The organism is Prescottella sp. R16, from assembly GCF_030656875.1.
Lineage (GTDB): Bacteria > Actinomycetota > Actinomycetes > Mycobacteriales > Mycobacteriaceae > Prescottella.
This window is the reverse complement of sequence record NZ_CP130943.1, coordinates 2,232,469-2,255,562: the sequence shown is the minus strand read 5'-3', so window position 1 is coordinate 2,255,562 and position 23,094 is coordinate 2,232,469. Positions and strand designations below refer to the sequence as shown.

Sequence of the window (23,094 nt, the reverse complement as noted above, 5' to 3'; positions counted from 1 at the left end):
TCCTCTCGGACGGCGCCCCGACAGACGACGTCGAGGCGTCACCTCCAGTCAACCGCTCAGGTGGCCGACACCGCCACCACCCCGCGCCGAATCTTCCCCACCGCCCGGGCCGCGGCCTTCGCGACGGCCGGATCGGTGGCGGTGGAGTGCACCTGGTCGAGCAGGTCGATCACCTGGCGGCACCAGCGGACGAAGTCGCCGGCCGACAGTTCCTTGCCTCCGGAACCGGCCGCGACGAGCGAGTCGACGAGCGATCCCTCGTTCGCCCACTGGTAGACGGCGGTGACGAACCCGGTGTCCGGCTCACGGGTGAGCGGCAGTTTGTGCCGGATCTCGTCGGCCCGCAGCTGCCCCCAGATCCGCACCGTCTCCGCGAGCGCCTGACGGGTCGGTGCGGTCGGCCCACGATCGGGGATGTCGGCGTCCTGCCGGGACTCGTAGACGACGCTGGACACGACGGCCGCGAGCTCGGCCGGGGACAGCCCCGACCACGCGCCGCGGCGCAGGCATTCGGCGACCAGCAGATCGCTCTCGCTGTACAGGCGGGCGAGGAGGCGTCCGTCGTCCGTGGCCACGGGATGCTCGTCGCCGGCGGCCACGTATCCGCGTTCGGTGAGGAGCGCGACGATCCGGTCGAACGTGCGGGCCAGCGAGTTCGTCGTCGCGGCCACCTTCTGCCGCATCGTCGACGTCTCCCGCTCCACCCGGTTGTAGCGTTCCCCGAGCCGGCTCATCTGCGTCAGATCGGGGCTCGAATGGACCGGGTGCGCGCGCAGTTCCTTGCGCAGCTCGGTGATCTCCCGGTCCTCACGGCCGCCCTTGTCGCGCTTCGGCTTCCGCGGTGCGTGGATCCCGGTGCTGCGCAGCGCCGACGCCAGATCCCGGCGGACCCGCGCGGTGCGGTGATCGACGTGCCGGGGCAGCCGCAGCTTCCCGAGCGGCCGGGCCGGGACGGGGAAGTCGGCGGCGCTGAGTCGACCGGCCCACTTGTCCTCGGTGAGGACCAGCGGACGCGGATCGTCGCGGTCCTGGGCCGGCTCGAGAACCACCGCGAGCCCGGTCCGCTTCCCGGACGGGACGGCGACGACGTCGCCGCGGCGCAGTGCGGTCAGCGACGAGACGGCCGCGTCCCGCCGATCCGAGCGTTTCTGCCGTTCCAGCGCGCGCTCGCGGCCGCGGAGCTTCTCCCACAGCCGGAAGTACTCGAGATACTCGCTGTCGGGGCCGCCGAGCTTGTCCCGGAGCTCGGTGAGGATCTGCTCGTTGCGTTCGATGCCGCGGGTCAGTCCGACGACGGAACGGTCGGCCTGGAACTGTGCGAACGACCGCTCGAGCAGCGCGCGGGCGTCGGGTGCGCCCATCCGGTCGATGAGATTGATCGACATGTTGTAGCCGGGCCGGAACGAACTGCGCAGCGGGAACGTGCGCGTCGACGCCAGGCCCGCCACCTCCGTGGGTTCGATGCCCGGCTGCCACAGCACCACCGCGTGGCCCTCGACGTCGATACCGCGCCGGCCCGCCCGCCCGGTGAGCTGCGTGTACTCGCCGGGGGTGAGCTCGGCGTGGGTGTCGCCGTTGAACTTCACGAGCCGCTCGAGCACCACCGAACGGGCCGGCATGTTGATACCCAATGCCAGGGTCTCGGTCGCGAACACCGCGCGCACGAGCCCGCGGACGAACAGTTCCTCGACGGTTTCCCGGAATGCCGGCAGCATCCCGGCATGGTGCGCGGCGAAACCGCGTTCGAGTGCCTGACGCCAGCCCCAGTACCCGAGGATCTCGAGGTCCGCGCGCGGCAGGTCCTTGGTGTGCTCGTCGACGATCGCCCGGATCTGCTCGGTCTGCTCGGGGGTGGTCAGCCGCAGCTTCGAGCGCACGCACTGGGCGAGGGCCGCCTCGCACCCGGCGCGGCTGAAGATGAACGTGATCGCCGGCAGCAGCCCCTCCTCGTCGAGGCGGGCGATCACCTCCGGGCGCGGCAACGGACGGAAATCACCGCGGCCGCGGTTGTCCCACGAGTTCGCTCGATCCAGTGCGAGCCGCTGCTTGACGTGCCGCACCAGGCCCGGATCGACCACCAGGTTCCGGCCGCCGGTCGGGGTGGCCTTCGCGTCGAACAGATCGAACAGGCGGCGTCCGACGAGGAGGTGCTGCCACAGCGGGATCGGCCGGGTCTCGTCCACCACCACCGTGGTGTTGCCCCGCACCGTCTCCATCCAGGCGCCGAACTCCTCGGCGTTGCTGACGGTCGCCGACAGGCTCACCAGTCGCACGTCCTCGGGCAGGTGCAGGATCACTTCCTCCCACACCGCGCCGCGGAACCGGTCGGCGAGGAAGTGCACCTCGTCCATCACCACGTGCGACAGACCGCGCAGTGCCTCCGACCGCGCGTACAGCATGTTGCGCAGCACCTCCGTCGTCATCACGACGATCGGCGCATCCGAGTTGACGGAGCTGTCCCCGGTGAGCAGGCCGACGGTGTCCGGCCCGTAGCGCGCGGTGAGTTCCGCGAACTTCTGGTTGCTCAGCGCCTTGATCGGCGTCGTGTAGAAGCACTTGCGGCCGGCGGCGAGCGCGAGGTGGACGGCGAACTCGCCGACCACCGTCTTGCCCGCACCGGTCGGTGCGCACACCAGCACACCGTGCCCGGCCTCGAGGGCCGCGCACGCCTCGACCTGGAACGGGTCGAGCGGGAAGCTCAACTCCAGGGTGAACGCATCGAGTTCGGTGGGGGTCCTCACAGCGTGTCCGAGTAATCCTGCTTCGTCGGGGCGGTGGCCGGGGGCACCGCGGTGGCCGCGTCGATCGGGGACGGTGCGTCGATCGACGACGCCTCCTCGTCGGACAGGGCCGCGAGTTCCGCGGAGTCACGACGCGCCTTGCGCTTGTCGTGCACGCGGGCGATCTGGATCGCGAACTCGAGCAGCACCGTCAGGGCACCCGCGAGCGCCAGCATCGTGAACGGATCCTGGCCCGGGGTCGCGATGGCGGCGAACACGAACAGCGCCATGATCAGACCGCGTCGCCACGCCTTGAGCTTGGCGTACGGCAGCACACCGACCACGTTGAGCGCGACGATGAGCAGCGGAATCTCGAAACTCACGCCGAAGATGACCAGTACGTTGATGACGAACCCGAAGTACTGGGAGCCGCTCAGCGCGGTGACCTGGACGTTGTCGCCGATCGTCAACAGGAAGTGCAGGGCCTGCGCGACCACCAGGTAGGCCAGGACGGCGCCGGCCACGAACAGGAACGACGCGGCCGTGACGAAGAAGATCGCGTACTTGCGTTCCTTCGCGTACAGGCCGGGGGTGATGAACCGCCACAGCTGGTACAGCCACACGGGGCATGCCAGCACGATGCCGGCGGTCAGACCCACCTTGAGGCGCAGCATGAACTGCTCGAACGGGCCGGTCGCGAGGAGCCGACACGCCCCGTCCGTGCCGAGGTCGGCGCGCGCCGTGTCCGGCAGCGAACAGTACGGCCCCCGCAGCAGTTCACCGAGGCTGTCGATCCCGAGGATGCGGGTCGAGTACCAGACGAATCCGATGATCGTCGTGACGATGATCGCCGCGACCGCTATGAGCAGACGCGTACGCAGCTCGTAGAGGTGTTCGACGAGCGACATGGTGCCGTCTGGATTTTTCCTGCGTCGGCTGCGACGCGGGTCGAACGGAATTCGCACGGTGGGCCCTGGCCTTGGTCAGCAGTGATCCGGGGCGACGGTCCTTCAGCGGCGTCACCCCGGATGCTCGAGAATCGTGAACTAGGCCGTCTTCGGCTCGGTGCGCGGCTGCTGCGGCGCATCGACGACGGTCGCGTCGATCGGCGACGACAGCTGCGCCGACGAGGTCACGTCGGTGGCGGACGACGGGTTGCCGTCGTTCTGCATCTCCTTGACCTCGCTCTTGAAAATGCGCAGTGACCGGCCGAGACCGCGAGCGGCCTCGGGCAGCTTCTTCGACCCGAACAGGATGACGACCACCAGTGCCACGATGGCCCAGTGCCAGATACTCAGCGAACCCATTACTTCCTCCAGAGATCAGTTGACTCGATGCTACCGGACCTGCATACGTCGGCCATGGCGCAAATGTCCTGTTCACCGTGACGTAACAACCCACCGGAGCGGTCTGCGCACGTTCCGGCGAACCGGTTCACGCACCCGTCATCCGAAGTTACTCGTCTCGCCCTCTGCGTGTACCCGAACCGCACGATTCGAACAGACGAATCAGGCATCCAGGGCGTCGTAGACGTCGAGTGCCGCGCGGGCACGGGCACGGACCTCGTCGGCCAGTTCCGGCGGTTCCAGGACCGTCGCGGCCGCCCCGAATCCGAGCAGCAGGCGCGCCATCCATTCGAGCGAGCCGTACCGCATCGTCACCTCGATGGAACCGTCCGGTTCCGTCCGCACCGGCTCCATCGGATACGTGTCGAGGATCCATCCGTGCGACGCGGCGATCCGCAGCCGGGCCCGCGGCAGGGGGGCGTCGTCGCTGAACAGCACCAGGTGCTCGTCGGTGTCGATCGCCTGCGCCGGCGGGGCCGACGGTTCGTCGAGTTCACGGGCGGCGTCGATCCGGTCGAAGCGGAACAGCCGCACCCCCTCCACCTGACGGCACCACGCCTGCAGATAGGTGTGGTCGTCGACCAGCAACGAGCGGATCGGGTCGACGACCCGTTCGGACACCGCGTCGCGGGATGCCGAATAGTAGGTCAGGTGCAGCGCACGGTCGGCGCGCAGCGCGGAGCGGACGGTCGCCGCGACCGGCGAGTCGAGACTCGCCCCGGGGGCCGGACCGTCGTCGCCGTGCAGTTCGCGGGCCGCCGTACCGGCCGCCGATTCGATCTTCGCGATCGCGCCGCGCGCCGCCGTCGGATCGACCATGCCGGGCATCTCGGCGAGCGATCGCAACGCCACCAGCAGCACCGTCGCCTCGGTCGACGTCAACCGCAGCGGACGATCCATCCCGGCCGAGAACACCACCGAGACCGTGTCCTCGTCGAACGACAGATCGATCAGATCGCCGGGCCCGTAGCCGGGCAGACCGCACACCCACAGCTGTTCCAGATCCTTCATCAGCTTCGGCACGCTGACCCCGAGTTCCCGGGCCGCCTGCGCCTTGCTGATCCCCGGATTGACCGAGAAGTACGGCACCAGATTCAGCAGCCGCGCCAGCCGCGACACCTGCACGCTCATCGAGCCTCCTCCATCCATCCCCCGGCGACACCGGCGACGGCCCGCAACTGTTCCTGCACCCGGTCCCGCAGTTCCGCAGGTTCGAGGACGACCGCGTCGGCACCGTGCCCGGCGACGATCCGCGCCGTCCAGCCCCACGACCGCACCGGAATGTCGACGACCGTGCCCGGACGCGACCCGAGCTGCCGCGCACCACGATCGACACCGAGGCGCCGCACCTCGTGGGCACGGCCGTCCGCGACCCACACCGACGCGGTGCCGGTGACCTCACCGGTACCGGTCACCGCGGCGACCAGCGCCCGCAGGTCGACACCGTCCGGTTTGTCCACCGCGTTCTCCGGGCCGACCGCCTCGACCGGGTCCGCGATCCGGGACAGCCGGAACGTGCGCGTCGCATCCCGGTCGACATCGTGCCCGACGAGATACCAGCGACCCCGCAACGTCACCACACCCCACGGCTGCACCGTGCGGGTGACGAAATCCTCGGTGGGAGCACCACGGTGCCGGAACGTCACCGCCCGGCCGGCGTCGATCGCCGCGAGCAGCTGCCGCATCGCCGACTCCGAACCCCGGGTCCGCGCCGGGATCGCCGACATCGGGACCGCATCGAGTTCGGCGTCGACCTGCACGCCCGCGGCCCGCAACTTCATGAGAGCGCTCTGCGACGCCGACGTCATCTCCGGTGAACTCCACAACCGCGCGGCGACCGCGACCGCGGCCGACTCGGCGGCGTCGAGGTCGATCTCCGGCAGTTCGTACGCGTCCCGGTTGATCCGGTAGCCCTCCACCCCGGAGAACCGGCCCGACGACCCTGTCTCGAGGGGGATACCGAGATCCCGCAGTTCGTTCTTGTCGCGCTCGAACATCCGGCTGAACGCGTCGTCGCTCGCCGACTCGCTGTACCCGGCCACACTGGCCCGGATCTTCTCGGCGGTGAGGAACTGACGGGTCGAGAGCAGGCAGATGACGAGGTTCGTCAACCGCTCGACTTTGGAAGTTGCCACGCGCAGATCTTAGTGTGCCCGGAACCGACCACCCAGTAGCAAAACGGACGAATTGCGGCAGATCACATGGAGGCGATGAGTCGCTCCACCCGTTCGTCGACCGACCGGAACGGATCCTTGCACAGAACCGTGCGCTGCGCCTGGTCGTTGAGCTTGAGGTGCACCCAGTCGACGGTGAAGTCCCGGCCGGCGTCCTGAGCTGCGGCGATGAAGTCGCCCCGCAGTTTCGCGCGCGTCGTCTGGGGCGGGGTCGTCACCGCGAGATCGACCGTCTCGTCCTCGGTGACCCGCTTGGCCAGGCCCTTGCGCTGCAGCAGGTCGAACACGCCGCGGCCACGTTTGATGTCGTGGTACGCCAGATCCAGTTGCGCGATCTTCGGATCGGACAGTTCCATCCCGTACTTGTCCTGGTAACGCTGGAACAGCTTCCGTTTGATCACCCAGTCGACCTCGGTGTCGACCTTCGCGAAGTCCTGGCTCTCGACCGCATCGAGGACCCGCCCCCACAGTTCGACGACCTGCTCGACCTGCTCGTCGGGTTCCCGGTTGCGCAGATGCTCGACGGCCCGGGCGTGGTATTCGCGCTGGATGTCGAGGGCACTGGCCTGCCGGCCGCCCGCGAGCCGCACCGGATGCCGTCCGGTCAGGTCGTGGCTGACCTCCCGGATCGCGCGAATGGGGTTGTCCAACGCGAAGTCCCGGAACGGCACCCCCGCCTCGATCATCTCGAGCACCAGCGCCGCGGTACCCACCTTGAGCATCGTGGTGGTCTCGGACATGTTCGAGTCACCGACGATCACGTGCAGCCGGCGGTACTTCTCGGCGTCGGCGTGCGGCTCGTCGCGGGTGTTGATGATCGGCCGCGACCGCGTCGTCGCCGACGACACCCCCTCCCAGATGTGCTCGGCCCGCTGCGACAGGCAGAACTGCGCCGACTTCGGGGTCTGCAGGATCTTGCCGGCACCACAGATCAGTTGCCGCGTCACCAGGAACGGCAACAGGACATCCGAGATCCGCGAGAACTCGCCCGCCCGGACCACCAGGAAATTCTCGTGGCAGCCGTACGAGTTGCCCGCCGAATCGGTGTTGTTCTTGAACAGGTAGATGTCGCCGCCGATACCCTCCTCGGCGAGCCGCTGCTCGGCGTCCACGAGAAGATCCTCGAGGACCCGCTCCCCCGCCCGATCGTGGTTGACGAGCTGCAGCAGGCTGTCGCACTCGGCGGTCGCGTACTCCGGATGCGAGCCGACGTCGAGATACAACCGTGCACCGTTGCGGAGGAACACGTTGGAACTGCGGCCCCACGAGACCACCCGCCGGAAGAGGTAGCGGGCAACCTCGTCCGGACTCAGCCGCCGATGACCGTGAAAGGTGCAGGTGACACCGAACTCGGTCTCGATACCCATGATTCGTCGCTGCACACCTCGACAGTACAACTGTCGAACGCGATTGCCTTGCCGTTCAGGAACAGTCGCGTCGGCCTAGGGTGAGAACGTGGCCGAAGCGAGACTTTTCCCGACGCGAACCGACCGGGCGTTCATGCGGCTGAGCGCGAACCTGCCGCCCTCCCCGCTCGATGCCGGACTGCGCGGCCTGAGCACCGTCGCCGACCACAGTGTGCTGTGGACGGGCATCGCTGCCGGCATGGCGCTGCGCGGGGGCCGGGCACGCCGGGCCGCGGTCCGCGGCATCCTGTCCGTGGCCGGAGCGAGCGCACTGGCCAACGGGGTCCTCAAGCCGCTGTTCCCGCGGCGCCGACCACCCGCCGGCACCCCGGAATTCGCCGATCGCCGCGGACTTCCCGCACCCCGCTCCTCCTCGTTCCCGTCCGGCCACTCCGCGTCCGCGGCCGCGTTCGCGACCGGTGTCGCCCTCGAATATCCCGCCGCCGGCCTCGCCCTGGCGCCCCTCGCCGCGGCCGTCGGGTACTCCCGTGTGCACACCGGCGTGCACTGGCCGTCCGACGTCGCTGTCGGGCTCGCCGCCGGCAGTGCCGTCGCCCTGGCCGGCCGGCGCTGGTGGGCCGTCCGCGACACCGAACCCGCCACCCTGGGCCCGGACCGTGCCGCACAGCCCCTCCCGGACGGCGACGGACTGGTCGTGTTCGTCAATCCGGGATCCGGGGAGGGCGACGACGACGTCCGCACCGAGGTGGAGTCGGCGCTGCCGAAGGCCGCCGTCGTCGAGTTCGACGCCGACCGGGACTTCGCCGCCCAGGTCGACGAGACGATCACGGCCCGATCCCCGCAGGCCCTCGGCGTGTGTGGTGGCGACGGCACCGTGGTCACCGTCGCCGCGGCTGCCGTCCGCCACGGCCTGCCGCTCGCGGTGTTCCCCGGCGGCACGCTCAACCATTTCGCCCGCGACACCGGGGTCGGTGACGTCGCGTCGACGGCGGCCGCGATCACCGACGGGACCGCCGAGCTCGTCGACCTGGGCACCATCCGTATCGACGACGCCCGGGAGGCGGCGTTCGTCAACACGGCGAGCCTCGGCGGCTATCCGGACTCGGTGCGGCTGCGGGAGCGGTGGCAGTCGCGGCTCGGGAAATGGCCGGCCGCAGCGCTCGCGATGGCCCGTGTCCTCGCCGAAGCCACCCCACTGGCCGTCACTCTCGACGGCACCGGGCACTCGATCTGGATGCTGTTCGTCGGCAACGGCCACTACACGCCGGCCGATCAGGTTCCGATGTCCCGGCCCGCCATCCACCACGGCACCCTCGACGTCCGCTACCTACCTGCCGATCGGCGGTTCTCCCGGCTGCGCCTGATCGCTGCAGCCCTCACCGGAACCCTGGGATCGTCGTCGACCTACGTGCAACGCAACGTCCCGACACTGTCGGTGCACGTCACGGGCGACGCCGTCGCGTTGGCGACCGACGGCGAGGTGGTCGCCGACGGTCGCCGGTTCGAGTTCCGCAGTGCACCACAGCAGATCGTGCTGTACCGGGCGACGGATCCGGGGAACTAGGCGTCGCCGTCGGACGGCGCCGTACCCGATTCGGGTTCGGTGGCCGGACCGGAATCGCCCTCGGTCGCCGCGGGCTCGGCCGGCAGCAGCGCCTCGAGGGCGTCACCGGAGATCCGGCGGAACGCGCGCCGCGGACGGGACTGGTCGAGCACCGCCACCTCGAGGCCCGACACGCCCAGTACGCGTCGCTCCGTCTCGGTTCCGGTGCCGTCCTGCAGGGCCCGGACCGCGACCGTGACCGCCTCGGTCAACTCCATCCCCGGCCGGTACGACGCGCGCAGGGCACTCGCGATCGGGTCGGTGGTGCCGCCCATGACGACGAACTGCTGTTCGTCGACGATCGACCCGTCGTACGTGATGCGATACAGCTGTGCGTGCGGCGCGGTACCGTGCGGGCCCACCTCGGCGACGCAGATCTCCACCTCGTACGGTTTGGGCTGCTCGGTGAAGATGGTGCCGAGCGTCTGCGCGTACCCGTTGGCCAGCGAACGACCGGTCACGTCTCGCCTGTCGTACGAGTAGCCGCGCATGTCCGCATGCACGATGCCCGCGCGGCGCAGGTTCTCGAACTCGTTGTACTTGCCGACGGCCGCGAAACCGAGCCGGTCGTACAGCTCGCTGACCTTGTGCAGGGCCGTCGACGGGTTCTCCGCCACGAACAGCACCCCGTCGGCGAACGTGAGCACGATGACGCTGCGGCCCCGCGCAATTCCCTTGCGCGCCAGCTCCGAGCGATCGCGCATGATCTGCTCGGCGGAAGCGTAGTACGGCAGCGTCATCGTGGCGTGCGTCCTTCCTCGGTGCGGTCGGCGAGCACCGTGCGCGCCAACTCGGCCGTACGCTCGGCCGGCACGTAGACCGCACCCGCGGAGGTGATCACCACCGCCGTCGGGTAGATCGAGCGGACCAGGTCCGGCCCTCCGGTCGCGGAATCGTCGTCGGCGGCGTCGTACAGGGCCTCGACCGCCATCCGCAGCGCCGAATCCTCGTCGGCGCCTTCCCGATACAGCTTCTTGAGCGACGCCTTCGCGAACAGCGACCCCGACCCGACGGCGTGATATCCGGCCCGCTCCTCGTAGCGGCCACCGACCACGTCGTAGGACACGATGCGCCCGGCCCGCTGCGCGTCCGCTGCGTCGAGGTCGTACCCGACCAGCAGCGGCACGACCGCCAGCCCCTGCATCGCGGCCCCGAGGTTGCCACGCACCATCGACGACAACCGGTTGGCCTTGCCGTCGAACGTGAGCTGGACGCCCTCGATCTTCTCGTAGTGTTCGAGTTCGACGGCGAACAGCCGCACCAGTTCGATGGCGACACCCGCGGTACCGGCGATCCCGGCCGCCGAATAGTCGTCGGTGACGAACACCTTCTCGACGTCCCGGCTGGCGATGAGATTGCCCATCGTGGCCCGCCGGTCACCGGCGATGAGGACACCCCCGGCGAACGTGAGCGCCACGATCGTCGTCCCGTGCGGGGCGATGTCGACGCCTCCGGCAGCGGATCCGGCACCCATGTCGATCCGATTACCCGGCAACAGCTCCGGCGCGTGGACGCGCAGGTGCTCGGTGAACGACGACAGCGTCGACCCGTACGTCAACCCGCCGCTGCCGAAGCCGTCCGAACCCGACGGCACCCCTGCGCGATCCGCCCTCACTGGCCGCCCTTCTGGACGTAGGCGCGCACGAAGTCCTCGGCGTTCTCCTCGAGCACATCGTCGATCTCGTCGAGCAGATCGTCGGTGTCCTCCGCCAACTTCTCACGACGCTCCTGCCCGGCCGCCCCGTCGCCGATCTCGGAATCGTCGTCGCCACCACCGGCACGCTTGGTCTGCTCCTGCGCCATGGTCACCGACCTCCTTCTCACCCCGAACCCGCCGGCCCACGACCGGTGAGTCCTGCTCGAACCCTCACACTACCGACCGGCGACCCCCGTCGGGCGGCAAGCGCGCGGGCGTTTCTCCGGGGTCTTCAGTTCGTGAGCTGATCGACCAGTTCAGCCGCCGAATTCACCGAATCCAGCAGTCTCCCGACGTGAGCGCGACTGCCCCGCAACGGTTCGAGTGTCGGGATGCGGACCAGGGACTCGCCCCCCAGATCGAAGATCACCGAGTCCCAGCTGGCGGCCGCGATGTCGGCGCCGAACCGGCGCAGGCACTCCCCACGGAAGAACGCCCGGGTGTCCGACGGCGGCGTGTGCACGGCGTCGAGGATCTGCTGTTCGGTGACCAGACGCTCCATCGATCCGCGGGCGACGAGACGGTTGTAGAGGCCCTTGTCCAGGCGCACGTCGGAGTACTGCAGGTCGAGCATGTGCAGCTTCGGGGCCGACCACGCCAGCCCCTCGCGGCTCCGGAACCCCTCCATCAGCCGCAGTTTCGCGGGCCAGTCGAGCAGGTGCGAGCACTCCATCGGATCGCGTTCGAGCAGGTCGAGGACCATCGCCCACTTCTCGACGATGTCGGCGGCCCGCGGATCGTCGTCACCGCGGCGGGCGAGGTGCGCGGCAACCCGGTCCAGATAGATGCGCTGCAGCGCAAGACCGGTCAGTTCCCGGCCGTCGACGAGTGCCACCGTGGCACGCAGCGTCGGATCGTGGCTGATGTGGTGGACGGCGGTGACCGGGCGGGCCAGCTGCAGATCGGTCAGATCGACACCGGCCTCGATCAGATCGAGCACGAGCGCCGTCGTCCCCACCTTGAGGTACGTCGACATCTCCGCCAGGTTCGCGTCCCCGATGATGACGTGCAGCCGGCGGTACTTGTCGGCGTCGGCGTGCGGTTCGTCGCGGGTGTTGATGATGCCGCGCTTGAGGGTCGTCTCGAGACCCACCTCGACCTCGATGTAGTCGGAGCGCTGCGACAGCTGGAAGCCCTCCTCGTCCCCGGACTGGCCGATCCCCACCCGGCCGGACCCGCAGATCACCTGCCGGGACGCGAAGAACGGCGTCAGTCCCGCCACCACCGCCGAGAACGGGGTGTCCCGTGCCATCAGATAGTTCTCGTGGGTGCCGTACGACGCGCCCTTGCCGTCGATGTTGTTCTTGTACAACTGCAGGCGTGGCGCGCCGGGAACGCTGGACGCGTGCCGGGCCGCGGCCTCCATCACCCGCTCCCCCGCCTTGTCCCAGATCACCGCGTCGAGCGGATCGGTCACCTCCGGCGCCGAATACTCCGGGTGCGCGTGGTCGACGTACAGCCGGGCACCGTTGGTGAGAATCATGTTGGCGGCGCCGATCTCGTCGGCGTCGATCACCGGCGCAGGGCCGTTGGTGCGCCCCAGGTCGAACCCGCGCGCGTCCCGCAGTGGCGACTCCACCTCGTAGTCCCACCGGGTGCGCTTGGCGCGGGGCACCCCCGCCGCGGCCGCATACGCGAGCACGGCCTGTGTGGACGTCAGAATCGGATTCGCCGAAGGGTCGCTGGGCGAGGAGATTCCGTACTCGACCTCGATACCGATGATCCGCTGCATGGCACGAGCCTAGATCGTTCGGCGGTCCGGTATCCGCGGGACGGACGTTCAGGGCCCGGCGATCCGGCACTGCAGGTACCGGTCGGCGCCGATTCGGCGGAGCACCGCCGCAACCGGGGCCGGCGCCCAGCGCGCGTCCCGGTCCGTCTCGAGCCGCGGATCCGTCAGGTGGACGACACGGCCGCGGACCGTCACATCGCACTCGCCCGCCGCGAGGACGTTGCGTACCCAGTCGCTGTCCGGGCCGTACGTGAGCGCGAACCGGTATCCGTTGCCGATACGGAACGCGTTGACCGGTGTGGTGTACGTGCGCCCGGATCTGCGGCCGCGATGATGCATCAGTGCGAAGCCCGGCAGCCGTCCCGCGACGTGCACGGTCACGCGGTTGAGTCCGGCCCGGTTGGCGCGGGCCAGGGAACGTGGAAGGGGCATGACGCCACCGCCTCTCGTCCCGGCCAGCGTATCGCCGCTTGACCCTGACACGGTGTCAACCGTTCGAATGGCCGGTGAAGGAGGTGGTTTCCATGACCACGACACTCGACGCACTCGGCGCGAACGACCCGTCGATCCGGCTGCGCGCCGCTCTCGCCGTCGGAACCGACCCCGACCCCGCCCTTCTCGACGCCCTGGTGGGACGCTGCGCCGTCGAACCGGATTTCTACGTCCGCGACATGCTCACCTGGGCGCTGACCCGGCTACCGGCCGCGGACACGGCGGCGCGGCTGCTCCGGGAACTCGACTCGGAGCTGCCGCAGGCCCGCAGTCAGGCGCTGCACACCCTGTCGAAGATCGGTGACCGGAGCACGGCGCCTGCGGTGGCGGCACTCCTGCACGACCCGCACGACGAGGTCGCCCGCAGCGCGTGGCGGGCGGCCGTCGCACTGGTCTCGGACGGCGACGAGGCCGCTCTCGCGACCGAGCTGGCAGCCGAACTCGGACGCGGCGACCACGACCTGCAGCGCAGCCTGAGCCGCGCGCTCGTCGCGCTCGGGGAGGAGTCCGTGCCGATACTGGACGCAGCGGCTGCCGCCGGCAGTCCCGCCCGGCGGGCGCACGCCGAGGCGACACTGCGGCTGCACAGCGACCCGGACAGCGCGTTCACCCTGTCCGTGGAGGCGGCGAAGCGGGTCGCGATGATCGGATCGGACCAGTAGGCAGGAGAACCGGATGTTGATCGGGGAAGTCTCGCGGCGGTCCGGTGTCAGCACCCGGATGCTGCGCCACTACGACCGGCTGGGCCTGGTGACCCCGACCGGCCGTACCACCGGCGGCTACCGCGAGTACGCCCCCGACGACGTCCGGCGCCTGTTCCACGTCGAGAGCCTGCGCACCCTCGGCCTGTCCCTGCAGGAAGTGGGCCGGGCTCTCGACGAACCGGGGTTCGTGCCGGCGGACCTGGTGCGGGACCTGGTCCGGCACACCCGGCGCCGCATCGCCGCCGAGGAGGAACTCCTCGCCCGGCTCGAGCACGTCGACGCTGCGGCACCCACCGGCTGGGACGAGGTTCTCGGCGTCGTCACGTTGCTGCGGGCCCTCGACTCCGAGTCCTCGGCACACCGGCAGCAGGCAGTGCTCACCTCGACCGGGGCGGTGCCGGCACCGGCGATCGTCGAGGCGGCGCTCGCCGAGAACGATCTCAACGTCGCCGGGGCGCTGCGCTGGTCGCTGGCGAGGACGGCGGGGCACGGGCTCGGGGAACTGTCGGCCGGTCTCGCGTCGGAGTCCGCCGAGATCCGTCGGCGGGCCGTCGACACGATCGCGGACCTGCGCACCGCGGAGGCGACGGACCTGCTGCACCTCGTCCTCGACGACCCCGACGACACGGTCCGCACCCGGGCCGCGATCCTCCTCGGCGGCCGCGGGGGCGTCGACGCGGTCCCGGTTCTCGTCGCGTCGATCGTCGCGGGCCACAACGACGTCGAGGCCGCCGAGACACTGGGGCTGCTGACGGCGGTCGCGATCCCCGCCGCCGACGTCGTCGCCACACTGCAGCACGCCCTCGACGCGAGCGCCGATCCGTCCGTGCGGCTGCGGATCACGCAGGCCTTCGCCGAGATTCCCGGTGCCGCGGCCGCGGAGGCGCTCACCCGCCTCACCCGGGACGGCGACCGCACGATCGCGGCCACCGCAGCCGCGATTCTGGCCTTGCTGCAACGATGACGGTATGGACGAAGTGGTGGCGGTCTACGACGAACACGGCACACCCACGGGTACTGCGCTGCGTTCCCGCGTGTACGAGGAGGGGTTGTGGCACGCGAGCGCCGGGGTGCTGCTGCGCTCGATCGACGGCACCCGCCTCTACGTGCACCGGCGCTCCCCCGCCAAGGCGGTGTTCGGGGGCATGCACGACTGCCTCGCCGGCGGTGTCGTCGACCCCGGGGAGACGCCGGAACAGGCGGCCCGCCGCGAACTCGAGGAGGAGCTCGGGGTCACCGGGGTGGCGTTGACGCCGCTGGCGCGGATCGCGTGGGACGGCACGTGGGACGGCGCGCCGCTGCGCTGCCACCTGTTCGCGTTCGAGGCCCGCTACGACGGCCCGATCCGCCACCAGGCCACCGAGATCGTCGACGGCTGGTGGTGGACGGACGGGCAGCTGCACGAACACCTGCAGGACCCGCGGTGGCCGTTCGTGCCGGACACGCGGATCCTGCTGGCGGGACTCGTCTGAGCTACAGGTACTGGCCGGTGTTCGATTCGGTGTCGATTGCGCGGCTCGCGCTCGCGTTCTTCCCGGTCACCAGGGTGCGGATGTAGACGATCCGTTCCCCCTTCTTACCGGAGATCCGCGCCCAGTCGTCCGGGTTGGTGGTGTTCGGCAGATCCTCGTTCTCGGAGAACTCGTCGACGATCGAATCGAACACGTGCTGCACCCGCAGTCCCGGCGACCCCGTCTCGAGCACCGACTTGATGGCGTACTTCTTGGCCCGGTCCACGATGTTCTGGATCATCGCGCCCGAGTTGAAGTCCTTGAAGAACAGGACCTCCTTGTCGCCGTTGGCGTACGTGACCTCGAGGAACCGGTTGTCGTCGCTCTCGGCGTACATCCGGTCGACGACCCGCACGATCATCGCCTTGATGCAGGCCGCCCGATCACCGTGGAACTCGGCGAGGTCGTCGGCGTGCAGCGGCAGCTGCTCGGTGAGGTACTTCGAGAAGATGTCCTGCGCCGACTCGGCGTCCGGGCGTTCGATCTTGATCTTCACGTCGAGGCGTCCGGGCCGCAGGATCGCCGGATCGATCATGTCCTCACGGTTGGACGCACCGATCACGATGACGTTCTCGAGGCCCTCGACACCGTCGATCTCACTGAGCAGCTGCGGGACCACCGTGGTCTCCACATCCGAGGAGACACCGGACCCCCTGGTCCGGAAGATCGAGTCCATCTCGTCGAAGAACACGATCACCGGGGTGCCCTCGGACGCCTTCTCCCGCGCCCGCTGGAAGATCATCCGGATGTGCCGCTCGGTTTCGCCGACGAACTTGTTCAGCAGCTCCGGGCCCTTGATGTTGAGGAAGTAGGACTTGGCCTCCTTGCTGTCCTGTCCCCGCGATTCGGCGATCTTCTTGGCGAGCGAGTTCGCGACCGCCTTCGCGATCAGCGTCTTCCCGCAGCCCGGCGGCCCGTACAACAGCACGCCCTTCGGCGGGCGCAGCTCGTACTCGTGGAACAGATCCTTGTGCAGGAACGGCAGTTCCACCGCGTCCCGGATCTGCTCGATCTGCCGACCCAGGCCGCCGATGTCCTCGTAGCCGACGTCCGGAACCTCCTCGAGCACCAGATCCTCGACCTCGGCCTTGGGGATCCGCTCGTACGCGTACCCGGCCTTGGTGTCGACCAGCAGGGAGTCACCGGGCCGCAGCCGCCGCGACGGCGAATCCGGATCCACGACGACGTCCTCGACGGCGATCTCCGCGAGCGGCGCCGCGAGCCACACGACCCGCTCCTCGTCGGCGTGCCCCACAACCAGGGCCCGTCTGCCGTCGTCGAGAACCTCACGCAGCGCACAGATCTCACCGATCTGCTCGAAATCGGTGGCCTCGACGATCGTCAGCGCCTCGTTCAGCCGCACGGTCTGCCCCATCGAGAGCGTGTCGGTCTCGATGTTCGGCGAGCACGTGAGCCGCATCTTGCGACCCGACGTGAACACGTCGACCGTCTGGTCGTCGTGGACGGCCAGCAGGACGCCGTACCCGCTCGGCGGCTGGCCGAGGCGGTCGACCTCTTCCCTCAACGCGATGAGCTGCTGCCGCGCTTCCTTGAGGGTTTCCATGAGTTTGCCGTTGCGGACCGTCAACGACTCCACACGGGACTCGAGATCGCGCACCGCATCCGGCGACCCGGCAAGCTGCCTGCGCAGCGCCGCCGCCTCCGCCTTCAACGCGTCGAGTTCACGTGCCGCCGCAATCGGATCCGGGTTCTCTGTCGGGTTCATGTGCAGCTCCTCCCAGGTCGATTCATCAACGCTACCGGCACCGGAGGCGATGCGGGGCGCGACACGATGCGCAACCTGTCCATCCGGTCACACTCCGGGTGAAAACCTCCCCATAACACCCATGTTAGCCTTACCTTCCTAATACTCGGCCGTGTCCGACCGACTCCCGAACTGAGAGGTCCACCCGTGATCATCCGCAAGTCCCTCGTCGCCGCCGGCGTCCTCGTCGCCGCACTCGGCATGACCGCGTGCGGCTCCGACGACTCCACCGACACGACCGCATCGTCGACGACCGCGGCCACCACCTCCGCGAGCAGCACCTCCGCGGCCACCGACACGGACGCAGCACCCTCGAAGGACGTCCTGCAGCAGCAGCTCACCGTCTTCTTCGACCCCGCCACCACGGTCGAGCAGAAGGAAGCCGTCGTCGAACGCGGCACCGACCGGGCCGCCCTGGTCGAGCAGTTCAACGGGGTCCTCGCCGGCTACCCGCTCACCGCCACCGTCACCGAGGTGAAGACCGACGGCGGCACCGTCACCGCCGTGACCGACATCGCCGGCCCCCACGGCGGCGCCCCCGTCCCCGTCACCTTCACCGAAGTGAACGGCACCTGGGTCATCTCCGACGCCAGCACCTGCGAAATCTTCGGCATGGGCCGGGTGAGCTGCGCCTGACGGGTTTTCCCACCGAAACAGCTGAAGGGTCCCTTCGTGCGCTACGAGCGTACGAAGGGACCCTTCAGCTGTTTCCGGGAGCGGCCCCGCATCAGCCCTTGCTGGGGCGGCGCTGCGGTTTGGGGGTGACGGTGCCTTCGGCGAGGCGGCGGGCGGTCACCAGGAAGGCGGTGTGGCCCTGCATGCGGTGTTCGGGGCGGACGGCGAGTCCGACGACGTGCCAGCCGCGGACCATCGATTCCCAGGAGCGGGGTTCGGTCCAGCATTCCTGTTCGCGCATGGCCTCGACGACCTTGGACAGCTGTGTGGTGGTGGCGACGTAGACGACGAGGACACCGCCGGGGACGAGGGCCTTGGAGACGGCGGGCAGCACGTCCCACGGGGCGAGCATGTCGAGCACGACCCGGTCGACGGGGCCGTTCACGTCGGCGTCGTAGTCGGCGAGGTCACCGAGGGTGAGATCCCAGTTGTCCGGCTTGGCGCCGAAGAACGTTTCGACGTTCCGGACGGCGTGCTCGGCGTGGTCCTCGCGGATCTCCCACGACGCGACGTGTCCGGTGGGGCCGACGGCGCGCAGCAGCGAGCAGGTGAGGGCGCCGGAGCCGGCACCGGCCTCGAGGACGCGGGCGCCGGGGAAGATGTCGCCTTCGTGGACGATCTGGGCGGCGTCCTTGGGGTAGATGACCTGGGCGCCACGCGGCATGGACAGCACGTAGTCGGTGAGCAGCGGCCGCAACGCCAGGTACGGGGTGCCGTTGGTGGAGGTGACGACGCTGCCCTCGTCGGTGCCGATGAGGGCGTCGTGGAGGATGCCGCCGCGGTGCGTGTGGAATTCCTTGCCCGGTTCGAGGACGACGGTGTACTTGCGCCCCTTGGCATCGGTGAGTTGGACGCGATCACCGACCTCGAAAGGTCCGCTTCGTCCCAGTCCGCCTGACGCCATTCGAGCCCACTTCCGTTTCTCGTCGCGGCCCGGCACGGTGCCGGATCCACCCGAACAGCCTGCCAGGTCCCGTCCACCGGCCGCCCGGCCGGGTACCGCGAGCGGATCGACCGTAGTGTCCGATACGGACCCGGGCGTACAGGCTCGGTTGTGGTGAGGAGTTGATCGAGTGAGTGACCAGGCGTACTACGTTCCGCTCTCCGCGGGAACGGACGGGGTGGAACGGTTCGCGTCGACGCCGCTGACCGCGAGTACGTGGGCGGACACGATGCAGCACGGGGCGCCTCCGTCGGCGCTGCTGGTACGGGCGTTGGAGCGGTGCGCGCAGCGCCCGGACACCCGGCTGACACGGGTCGTGGTGGAGATCCTGGGTCCGGTGCCGATCGACGACATCGAGGTGCGGTCGTGGGTGGAGCGGCCCGGTAAACGCATCGAGCTGGTGGTGGCGGAGTTGTGGGCGACGGGCCCGGACGGTGCGGCGCGTGCGGTCGCCCGCGGTACCGGCTGGCGGATGCAGACCGTCGACACGACTGCCGTGGTGCACACGGCGGATCCGATGCTCGCGCCCGTGTCGGCCGGTCACGAGCTGCCGATGGAGGGGCCGTTCTGGGGGTCGGGGTTCGTGACGTCCCTGGACTGGCGGTGGCTCGCCGACATCGGCTGCGAGGGCCCCGGGCAGGTGTGGGTGCGGCCGAATCCGGTTCTGGTGGAGGGCGAGTCGCTCACCCCGATCCAGCGACTGTTCTCGGTGGTGGACGTCTCCAACGGCGTCGGCGCGAAGATCCGTCCGGACGAGTGGACGTTCCTCAACACCGATCTGACGGTGCACCTGTTCCGGGTGCCGGACGGCGAGTGGATCGGGTTGTCGTCGGAGACGTCGTACGGCCCGGACGGGGTCGGCATGTGCGCGGGCGTCGTCTACGACGAGACGGGCGCGGTGGGCCGCATCAGCCAGACGGTGCAGGTCCGGGCACGCTGACGCCGTGAACGCGACGAGGGCGGCGGCACCGGTGACTCCGGTGCCGCCGCCCTCGCGGACGTTCGCGTCAGATCCGGCAGGACCGGATGTCGGACGCCAGGATCGCCTTGGCGCCGAGTTCGGCGAGCTGATCCATGACGGTGTTGAGTTCCTTGCGGGACACCATCGAGCGGACCGCCACCCAGTTCTCGTCGACGAGTGCCGACAGGGTCGGCGATTCGAGGCCGGGGGTGATCGTGACGGCCTCGTCGAGGACCGACTTGGGGCAGTCGTAGTCGAGCATCAGGTACTGCTGCGCGAACACGACACCCTGCACCCGTTTGATCAGCTGGGTGCGCACCCGGTTGTCGACGTCGGCGCCCTCGCGTTCGATGAGCACGCCCTCCGAGTCGCACAACGATTCGCCGAACGCGACGAGGTTGTGCTGGCGCAGGGTGCGGCCGGAACCGACGACGTCGGCGATCGCGTCGGCGACACCGAGCTGGATGGAGATCTCGACGGCGCCGTCGAGGCGGATGACCTCGGCGTCGATGCCGTGGGCGGCGAGATCCGACCGCACCAGGTTCGGGTACGACGTGGCGATCCGCTTGCCCGCGAGATCCGCGACGGCCCATTCCTGTCCGGCGGGGGCCGCGTACCGGAACGTGGAGCGGCCGAACCCGAGCGCGAGACGCTCGACGACCTGTGCGCCCGAATCGAGGGCGAGGTCGCGGCCGGTGATGCCGAGATCGAGTTCACCGGATCCGACGTAGATCGCGATGTCCTTGGGGCGCAGGAAGAAGAACTCGACGGAGTTCGACGGGTCGAGAACCGTCAGATCACGGGAATCGGTGCGACGGCGGTAGCCGGCCTCCGACAGGATCTGGCTCGCGGACTCCGAGAGCGAGCCCTTGTTGGGCACTGCGACGCGCAGCATGAATTGTCCTTCCGGGAAACGGAGATGTCGAGGATCCGAAGTGTGTCGACTCGCAGATGACGACGGCGAGCCGTCACAGATGTCGGTAGACGTCCTCGAGCTTCAGCCCCTTGCCCACCATCAGGACCTGGACCCAGTACAGCAGCTGCGAGATTTCCTCGGCGAGCGCTTCGTCGCTTTCGTGCTCGGCGGCGATCCACACCTCACCGGCCTCCTCGAGCACCTTCTTGCCCTGCGCATGGACACCTGCGTCCAGCGCGGCAACGGTGCCGGATCCCTCGGGGCGGGAGGCGGCGCGCTCGGTCAGCTCGGCGAACAGGGATTCGAAGGTCTTCACGGGAATCGATTCTCTCACGAGACACCGGACAGCCTGCATCCAGCGTGCAGCAGGCGACGCACCATGATGATCTTCCTGGAACTTTCCGTGCGGTGTGTGGTCTGCTTTCGCGATGGAGCCGAATCGGAAGCGGACGCGGCGACGACACCGTCGTCTACGCCTGGTACGACGGTTCCTTCCCTGATCCGTCGGCGTATCTGGTGGTCGACTCGGCGTCGGGCGCCCACGCGGACGAGTTGCGCCGCGAGCCGGTGCCGGCCTGCGAGTCCGGACCGTTCACGCCCCCTACGGACGCCCCACACGAGTACCGTCCCCCAGCGACAGCGAGGGTCTGGTCCTGCCGGATCCAGATGCACGGCGACGGCGTCCTGCGTGTCGCCTGGGATCCTGCGGGAGACAACGTCCTGCGCACCTATGTGCAGGTCATCAAGATGTGAACGTCGTCGGCCACTCCAGCACCCGGCGGCTCTCGAAACGCCGGGGCGTCCCGGTGATCGGATCGTCGAAGGCGAGGCTGCGGGCGAGCAACTGAAGCGGGTCGGTGAAGTCGTGGGGGTCGCGGCGCCGGAACTCGGGATAGAAGTTGTCGCCGACGATGGGTGCGCCGAGGGAGTTCAGGTGCAGGCGCAGCTGGTGGGTGCGACCGGTGCGCGGGTGCAGCCGGTAGCGGGCGAGATCGCCGCGGCGTTCGACGACCTCGATGCGGGTCTCCGAATTGGGTTGTCCCGCTTCCTCGGTGGCGGTCAGCTCGCCGTGGACCTTGCGGATGCGGCTGCGCACGGTGCGCGGGAACGCTCCGGGCACCACCGGCGCGATCGCCTCGTACACCTTGGTGACCCGCTGCCGTTCGAACAGCTCCTGGTAGGGCCGACGCAGCGCCGGATCGGTGGTACACAGCAGCACGCCGGCGGTCATCCGGTCCAGCCGGTGCACCGGCACCAGATCCGGCAGGTCCAGGTCGCGGCGCAACCGGACGGTGACGGTCTCCCGGATGTGCGCGCCCCGCGGGATGGTCGACAGGAAGTGTGGTTTGTCGACGACGACGAGCCCGTCGCCCCGGTACAGGACGTCGATCCCGAACGGCACCGGCACCTCGGGTGCGGGCTCGCGGTAGAAGTACACGAACCGGGTGGGCTGATAGGCGGTGGTCGCGTCGACGACCCGGCCGTGCTCGTCGACGACCTCTCTCGCCGCGAGCCGGGCCGACCAGTCCTCGTCGGGGCACGCGGCGGTGAGGAACTCGACGACGGTGCCGGCCGTCCCGTCTGCCGGCATCCGGATCCGATCCGGGCCGAGCCCGCCGCGGACCGGGAGCGGCGTCACGCGTCGGGCACGCACGACTCGCACACGAGCGTCAACTCCCGGCCGTTCACATCGGGATGGTTACGGTACCGCGACGTGGGCGCCTCGCACCGGGTGCAGCGCCCCAAAGTGACCGCGTTGCCGGTGAATTCGACGTTCATCCGCTTGTCGAATACGTACAGCGAGCCGTCCCACAGGCCCTCGTCGCCGAACGTTTCGCCGTAGCGGACGATGCCGCCGTCGATCTGGTAGACCTCGTCGAAGCCACGATTGCGCATGAGCACGGACAGCACCTCGCACCGCACCCCACCGGTGCAGTACGTGACGACGGGCTTGTCCTTGAGGTGGTCGTAGCGTCCGCTGTCGAGTTCCGCGACGAAATCGCGGGTGGTGGCGGCGTCGGGGACGACGGCGTTCCGGAACCGGCCGATCTGCGCCTCGAAGGCGTTGCGGCCGTCGAAGAACACGACGTCGTCGCCGCGCTGCCGGACGAGTTCGTGAACCTCGTTCGGCGACAGGTGCTTTCCGCCGCCGACGATGCCGTTCTCGTCGACCTTCACCTCGTCGGGGGCGCCGAACGTGACGATCTCCGGGCGCACCTTCACCGACAGGCGCGGGAAGTCGTCCCCGGTGCCGTCGGACCATTTGATGTCGGCGTCGGAGAACGGGCCGTACGAGCGGGTGCCGCGCACGTACCGTTTGACGTCGGCGATGTCGCCGCCGACGGTGGCGTTGATGCCGTGTTCGGAGATCAGGATGCGGCCGGTGAGGTTGTTCGACGCGGCCAGTGTGTGCTGCCACAGCCGGATCGCCTCCGGGTCGGGCAGCGGCGTGAACCGGTAGAACAGCACGATTTTCGGTGTCGCCATCG

General features: G+C 69.3%; 24 protein-coding genes. 7 read left to right on the top strand and 17 right to left on the bottom strand.

The window, feature by feature from the left end:
- Positions 1 to 56 precede the first annotated feature (56 nt).
- From Q5696_RS10630 to pafA, 6 genes are all read right to left on the bottom strand, one after another.
- Entirely contained in the window at positions 57 to 2,741 is a 2,685-nt protein-coding gene (locus Q5696_RS10630) for a DEAD/DEAH box helicase (protein ID WP_305095083.1), read from the bottom strand.
- Positions 2,738 to 3,685, bottom strand: coding sequence for a twin-arginine translocase subunit TatC (gene tatC / locus Q5696_RS10625; RefSeq protein ID WP_305095082.1), 948 nt, complete (start codon positions 3,683 to 3,685; stop codon positions 2,738 to 2,740). The genes Q5696_RS10630 and tatC overlap by 4 nt, the downstream gene beginning before the upstream one ends.
- A gap of 81 nt (positions 3,686 to 3,766) precedes the next feature.
- Positions 3,767 to 4,027, bottom strand: a complete 261-nt coding sequence (gene tatA / locus Q5696_RS10620; protein ID WP_305095081.1) for a Sec-independent protein translocase subunit TatA — start codon at positions 4,025 to 4,027, stop codon at positions 3,767 to 3,769.
- Between the two features lie 201 nt (positions 4,028 to 4,228).
- On the bottom strand, positions 4,229 to 5,197 hold the full coding sequence (locus Q5696_RS10615; protein WP_305095080.1) for a helix-turn-helix transcriptional regulator: 969 nt from the start codon (positions 5,195 to 5,197) through the stop codon (positions 4,229 to 4,231).
- Complete coding sequence (locus Q5696_RS10610; protein WP_305095079.1) at positions 5,194 to 6,201, bottom strand: helix-turn-helix transcriptional regulator; 1,008 nt, start codon at positions 6,199 to 6,201, stop codon at positions 5,194 to 5,196. Before Q5696_RS10610 ends, Q5696_RS10615 begins: the two co-directional genes overlap by 4 nt.
- Positions 6,202 to 6,263: 62 nt before the next feature.
- Positions 6,264 to 7,622, bottom strand: a complete 1,359-nt coding sequence (gene pafA / locus Q5696_RS10605) for a Pup--protein ligase (RefSeq protein WP_305095078.1) — start codon at positions 7,620 to 7,622, stop codon at positions 6,264 to 6,266.
- 118 nt (positions 7,623 to 7,740) lie between these two features.
- Here pafA and Q5696_RS10600 point away from each other — a divergent pair, with 118 nt between their 5' ends.
- Entirely contained in the window at positions 7,741 to 9,171 is a 1,431-nt protein-coding gene (locus tag Q5696_RS10600) for a bifunctional phosphatase PAP2/diacylglycerol kinase family protein (protein ID WP_305095234.1), read from the top strand.
- Here Q5696_RS10600 and prcA read toward each other — a convergent pair.
- The 5 genes from prcA to Q5696_RS10575 all read right to left on the bottom strand — a co-directional run bounded on the left by prcA (position 9,168) and on the right by Q5696_RS10575 (position 13,070).
- A complete protein-coding gene (gene prcA, locus Q5696_RS10595; RefSeq protein WP_305095077.1) occupies positions 9,168 to 9,950 on the bottom strand; it encodes a proteasome subunit alpha in 783 nt (260 codons plus the stop codon). The genes Q5696_RS10600 and prcA overlap by 4 nt on opposite strands.
- Positions 9,947 to 10,825, bottom strand: a complete 879-nt coding sequence (gene prcB, locus Q5696_RS10590; protein ID WP_370654895.1) for a proteasome subunit beta — start codon at positions 10,823 to 10,825, stop codon at positions 9,947 to 9,949. The genes prcA and prcB overlap by 4 nt, the downstream gene beginning before the upstream one ends.
- Positions 10,822 to 11,013: a ubiquitin-like protein Pup gene (locus Q5696_RS10585; protein WP_305095233.1), complete on the bottom strand. Its 192-nt coding sequence runs from the start codon at positions 11,011 to 11,013 to the stop codon at positions 10,822 to 10,824. Before Q5696_RS10585 ends, prcB begins: the two co-directional genes overlap by 4 nt.
- A 125-nt stretch (positions 11,014 to 11,138) precedes the next feature.
- On the bottom strand, positions 11,139 to 12,638 hold the full coding sequence (dop, locus tag Q5696_RS10580) for a depupylase/deamidase Dop (protein ID WP_305095075.1): 1,500 nt from the start codon (positions 12,636 to 12,638) through the stop codon (positions 11,139 to 11,141).
- A 48-nt stretch (positions 12,639 to 12,686) separates the two neighbouring features.
- Positions 12,687 to 13,070 (bottom strand): nitroreductase family deazaflavin-dependent oxidoreductase, encoded by a 384-nt coding sequence (locus Q5696_RS10575; protein ID WP_305095074.1) that lies wholly within the window; start codon positions 13,068 to 13,070, stop codon positions 12,687 to 12,689.
- A gap of 92 nt (positions 13,071 to 13,162) precedes the next feature.
- Here Q5696_RS10575 and Q5696_RS10570 point away from each other — a divergent pair, with 92 nt between their 5' ends.
- From Q5696_RS10570 to Q5696_RS10560, 3 genes are read left to right on the top strand one after another with little or no spacing between them, the layout of a single operon-like run.
- On the top strand, positions 13,163 to 13,792 hold the full coding sequence (locus tag Q5696_RS10570; protein WP_305095073.1) for a HEAT repeat domain-containing protein: 630 nt from the start codon (positions 13,163 to 13,165) through the stop codon (positions 13,790 to 13,792).
- 13 nt (positions 13,793 to 13,805) lie between these two features.
- Positions 13,806 to 14,798 carry a MerR family transcriptional regulator gene (locus Q5696_RS10565; RefSeq protein WP_305095072.1) on the top strand — a complete coding sequence of 331 codons (993 nt, stop codon included), beginning with the start codon at positions 13,806 to 13,808 and terminating at the stop codon, positions 14,796 to 14,798.
- A gap of 4 nt (positions 14,799 to 14,802) precedes the next feature.
- On the top strand, positions 14,803 to 15,306 hold the full coding sequence (locus Q5696_RS10560) for an NUDIX hydrolase (protein ID WP_305095071.1): 504 nt from the start codon (positions 14,803 to 14,805) through the stop codon (positions 15,304 to 15,306).
- 1 nt (position 15,307) lies between these two features.
- Here the strand turns inward: Q5696_RS10560 and arc are convergent, their stop codons facing one another.
- On the bottom strand, positions 15,308 to 17,071 hold the full coding sequence (gene arc, locus Q5696_RS10555) for a proteasome ATPase (RefSeq protein ID WP_305095070.1): 1,764 nt from the start codon (positions 17,069 to 17,071) through the stop codon (positions 15,308 to 15,310).
- A 186-nt stretch (positions 17,072 to 17,257) separates the two neighbouring features.
- Here arc and Q5696_RS10550 point away from each other — a divergent pair, with 186 nt between their 5' ends.
- A complete protein-coding gene (locus Q5696_RS10550) occupies positions 17,258 to 17,746 on the top strand; it encodes a WKL family lipoprotein (protein ID WP_305095069.1) in 489 nt (162 codons plus the stop codon).
- A 91-nt stretch (positions 17,747 to 17,837) separates the two neighbouring features.
- On the opposite strand, the gene Q5696_RS10545 is transcribed toward Q5696_RS10550, so the two are convergent.
- Entirely contained in the window at positions 17,838 to 18,689 is an 852-nt protein-coding gene (locus Q5696_RS10545) for a tRNA (adenine-N1)-methyltransferase (protein ID WP_305095068.1), read from the bottom strand.
- Between the two features lie 169 nt (positions 18,690 to 18,858).
- On the opposite strand from Q5696_RS10545, the gene Q5696_RS10540 reads away from it, so the two are divergent.
- A complete protein-coding gene (locus Q5696_RS10540) occupies positions 18,859 to 19,668 on the top strand; it encodes a thioesterase family protein (RefSeq protein WP_305095067.1) in 810 nt (269 codons plus the stop codon).
- 67 nt (positions 19,669 to 19,735) lie between these two features.
- On the opposite strand, the gene hisG is transcribed toward Q5696_RS10540, so the two are convergent.
- Together hisG and Q5696_RS10530 are read right to left on the bottom strand one after the other, a co-directional pair.
- Complete coding sequence (gene hisG / locus Q5696_RS10535; RefSeq protein ID WP_305095066.1) at positions 19,736 to 20,584, bottom strand: ATP phosphoribosyltransferase; 849 nt, start codon at positions 20,582 to 20,584, stop codon at positions 19,736 to 19,738.
- A gap of 73 nt (positions 20,585 to 20,657) precedes the next feature.
- Complete coding sequence (locus tag Q5696_RS10530; RefSeq protein ID WP_305095065.1) at positions 20,658 to 20,939, bottom strand: phosphoribosyl-ATP diphosphatase; 282 nt, start codon at positions 20,937 to 20,939, stop codon at positions 20,658 to 20,660.
- 74 nt (positions 20,940 to 21,013) lie between these two features.
- On the opposite strand from Q5696_RS10530, the gene Q5696_RS10525 reads away from it, so the two are divergent.
- Positions 21,014 to 21,358, top strand: a complete 345-nt coding sequence (locus Q5696_RS10525) for a hypothetical protein (RefSeq protein ID WP_305095064.1) — start codon at positions 21,014 to 21,016, stop codon at positions 21,356 to 21,358.
- Here the strand turns inward: Q5696_RS10525 and Q5696_RS10520 are convergent.
- Together Q5696_RS10520 and trhO are read right to left on the bottom strand one after the other, a co-directional pair.
- Positions 21,348 to 22,196: a pseudouridine synthase gene (locus tag Q5696_RS10520; RefSeq protein ID WP_305095232.1), complete on the bottom strand. Its 849-nt coding sequence runs from the start codon at positions 22,194 to 22,196 to the stop codon at positions 21,348 to 21,350. The genes Q5696_RS10525 and Q5696_RS10520 overlap by 11 nt on opposite strands.
- Before the next feature lie 44 nt (positions 22,197 to 22,240).
- Positions 22,241 to 23,092, bottom strand: a complete 852-nt coding sequence (trhO, locus tag Q5696_RS10515) for an oxygen-dependent tRNA uridine(34) hydroxylase TrhO (RefSeq protein ID WP_305095063.1) — start codon at positions 23,090 to 23,092, stop codon at positions 22,241 to 22,243.
- Between the last annotated feature and the right edge of the window lie 2 nt (positions 23,093 to 23,094).